Origin of the sequence: Cohaesibacter sp. CAU 1516 (genome assembly GCF_005771485.1) — a bacterium.
Taxonomy (GTDB): Bacteria; Pseudomonadota; Alphaproteobacteria; order Rhizobiales; family Cohaesibacteraceae; genus Cohaesibacter; species Cohaesibacter intestini.
In genome coordinates, this window is record NZ_VANT01000035.1 from 1 (window position 1) to 1981 (window position 1981).

The window sequence follows — 1981 nt, forward strand, 5'->3', positions numbered from 1 at the left end:
CTTATCCCGGTTATATTGAACCCGAGCGGTATCATCCCAAGGCATATGACCCTCCATCTTCTCATCAAAGACGGTTGAATCACAACCTATTGATATCGCTCAACTACTTTTAAATCCGGCTCTAAGCCATTGAAGTTTTGTATGTCCGCAGCATTGCCCAAATATTCATTTTGACCGTTTTCGGCGTGATGGTTCTGATCCAAAGCCACAAAATGATGAGAGCATTAAGGATCAAACGCAGGTTATGCCCCGCTGCAGCCAAGAGAGCGTTGATGGCATCGCCATCTTTGCCATTGAGGAAGTTCCGGTCAAGTCGTCCATCCGTTTTCATGTGGCCGATGGTCGCCTCGATCGCTGATCGCCGTTTCAGCTCGCGCTTCATCTGTGCCGTCAATCCGCGCCTCTGGCCGGAGATCATAACCTTGGCTTCACCTTCATAATCATGGCCACGATACCCACGGTCCACATAAACCCGTTCTGGCTTGAGGCCACAAATGTGTTCGGCCTGACAGATGGTGTCTTTCAGGGTGTGTCCGTCATAGGGATTGCCCTCAAACGCCCTGGCTGCAAGAACCAGTCCTTCCCGATTGGTCGTGGCAATGCCGATCTTGGCTCCAAATTCATAAGGCGTTCGCGCCTTGCCCTTGGCAATACAGGCCACTTCCGGGGCATGCATGGAATAGAGCTTGTTCTTGTCCTTGGACTTCTGGGCCAGAAGCCGCTCCACCAGACCCAGAAGGCGAGCAAAGCGATGCTTGAGGCCATCATTGTCAGCAATCTTGCGGCAGATGTCGCGATAGACCCGCCCCAGATAGGTTTTCAGCTTCTTGAGCTCCCGGCGCATGCGCTTGAACTGTTTGGCATGGGCATAGCGGCCTGCCATCAAGGCTGCCCTCTTGGCCACTCGGGTGTGACTACGGCGCAAAGTGATGTTGGCCTTCTTGGCCTGACGGACCAGAAGTAGCAAGGCTTTGTGATACAAACGGCTATCTGTGGGATGGGCGATGGCTTTGGGCTGGACGGTCGTGTCAACCGAGATCCGCTCAAGGCTGCTTTTCTTGATGGTCCCACTCTCAATCGCCACCCCGACTGTCGCGGCCAATAGTTTTTCCATCCCCTCAGGACCAATCCGCTTGCGCCAGCGGGTCATCGTCGAGGGATCAATGGGCAACTGGTGCTGAAAGAACTCGAAACCGCAGAAATACTGCCAGTAGGGGTTCTCAACCCAGCGCTCCACCGTTTCTTCATCGGAAAGATCGTGCATGTGTTTGAGATAATGCAAGCCAGCCATCAAACGAGTGGGCTTGGCTGGCCGCCCAACGGGGCGATAATGCTTGCCAAAGTCCACATCAAACTCATCCCAAGGCACAAGACCGCAAAGCCCTACCAGGGAATGGTTCATGTCAATGATTGCATCAAGGCGTTCTTTGAAAAGATCGCCACTCCGTCTCTTGCGCTTCGAAGGTCTCATGAAAATATGCCAGAAAATGAATGCCCAACTTCAACTCCCCGGCATTTTCTCATATCCAAAACCACAAGGGAATCCATATCCTTCAATTACTTAAAGGGTTCTTCAGTGCGAACTATGGAGTATCTCCCGTGGAGAGTACATTGGAGTTTCTCGCTTCGCCAATAGGCGAGCGCTATCGTCGCCGTAGGTGGACGGATGAAGAGAAGGCGCAAATTGTTTGCGAAAGCCTTGAGCCAGGAGCCAGCGTGAATGCAGTCGCCGAGCGTCATGGAATCCGCCCGAACCATCCAACGCCGCTTGACAAATATAGGAGCTTCAATGCTGTTGCTGAAAGCTTTTTCAACCTGCTCAAGAGAGAACGCATCCGGCGTCGAGTATACAAAACAAGAGCTGGAGACCCGCAAAAACCTCTCGCAATATTTGCTGTCGTATGATTCCCTGAAGTCATGGGGGATATGGCATGAATCCAAGCAATTTATTCGGTTTGTCCGAGCATCTTGAGCGTCTGAG

Annotated in this window: 1 protein-coding gene and 1 pseudogene; one reads left to right on the plus strand and one right to left on the minus strand. The window is 52.2% G+C overall.

Going from position 1 to position 1981, the window contains the following annotated elements:
- Window positions 1-121 precede the first annotated feature (121 nt).
- Window positions 122-1471 (minus strand): IS5 family transposase, encoded by a 1350-nt coding sequence (locus FDK21_RS20495; RefSeq protein ID WP_138150714.1) that lies wholly within the window; start codon window positions 1469-1471, stop codon window positions 122-124.
- 128 nt (window positions 1472-1599) lie between these two features.
- On the opposite strand from FDK21_RS20495, the pseudogene FDK21_RS21010 reads away from it, so the two are divergent.
- A pseudogene (locus tag FDK21_RS21010) lies at window positions 1600-1746 on the plus strand (transposase); the annotation flags it as partial.
- Window positions 1747-1981 lie beyond the last annotated feature (235 nt).

Coding starts and splice junctions, on each gene's coding strand:
- FDK21_RS20495 (WP_138150714.1), bottom strand. CDS start 1,471: ATGAGACCTTCGAAGCGCAAGAGACGGAGTGGCGATCTTTTCAAAGAA.